This is a genomic window from Variovorax sp. P1_G12 (genome assembly GCF_056405555.1).
The window spans coordinates 1-1,201 of the sequence record NZ_JBFUBW010000093.1; the positions used below are offsets into that span (position 1 = coordinate 1).

Here is a 1,201-nt window from a genome sequence, read left to right on the forward strand (position 1 = left end):
AGAAAATGAGAAAATGGCAAAAGGAAAATTCACCCGCACGAAGCCGCACGTCAACGTGGGCACGATCGGTCACGTGGACCATGGCAAGACGACGCTGACGGCGGCGATCGCCACTGTGCTGTCGGCCAAGTTCGGCGGCGAAGCGAAGGCCTACGACCAGATCGACGCGGCTCCTGAAGAAAAGGCGCGCGGCATCACGATCAACACGGCCCACGTCGAGTACGAGACGGCCAACCGCCACTACGCGCACGTCGACTGCCCCGGCCACGCCGACTACGTGAAGAACATGATCACCGGCGCCGCCCAGATGGAYGGCGCGATCCTGGTGTGCTCGGCCGCYGACGGCCCGATGCCCCAGACCCGCGAGCACATCCTGCTGGCACGCCAGGTGGGCGTGGGCTACATCATCGTGTTCCTGAACAAGTGCGACATGGTCGACGACGCCGAGCTGCTCGAGCTGGTCGAAATGGAAGTGCGCGAGCTGCTGGACAAGTACGAATTCCCGGGCGACGACACSCCGATCATCCATGGTTCGGCCAAGCTSGCGCTSGAAGGCGACAAGGGTCCYCTGGGCGAGCAAGCCATCATGAAGCTGGCCGATGCGCTGGACACCTACATCCCGACGCCCGAGCGCGCCGTGGACGGTGCCTTCCTGATGCCTGTGGAAGACGTGTTCTCGATCTCGGGTCGCGGCACGGTGGTGACGGGCGCGGTCGAGCGCGGCGTGATCAAGGTCGGTGAAGAAATCGAAATCGTGGGCATCCGCCCGACGGTGAAGACCACCTGCACCGGCGTGGAAATGTTCCGCAAGCTGCTGGACCAGGGCCAGGCCGGCGACAACGTCGGTGTGCTGCTGCGCGGCACGAAGCGCGAAGAAGTCGAGCGTGGTCAAGTCCTGTGCAAGCCGGGCTCGATCAAGCCGCACACGCACTTCACCGCCGAGGTGTACGTTCTGTCGAAGGACGAGGGCGGCCGTCACACGCCGTTCTTCAACAACTACCGTCCGCAGTTCTACTTCCGCACGACCGACGTCACCGGCGCGATCGAGCTGCCGAAGGACAAGGAAATGGTCATGCCCGGCGACAACGTGTCGATCACGGTCAAGCTGATCAACCCGATCGCGATGGAAGAAGGCCTGCGCTTCGCCATCCGTGAAGGCGGCCGCACCGTGGGCTCGGGCGTCGTGGCGAAGATCCTCGAC

The 1,201-nt window shown here is 63.9% G+C and carries 1 protein-coding gene; it reads left to right on the top strand.

The window, feature by feature from the left end; all coding sequences use genetic code 11:
- Positions 1-13 precede the first annotated feature (13 nt).
- Positions 14-1,201, top strand: a 1,188-nt coding sequence (gene tuf, locus AC1D2O_RS37670) for an elongation factor Tu (RefSeq protein WP_478158926.1), incomplete at its 3' end; no start/stop codon positions are given.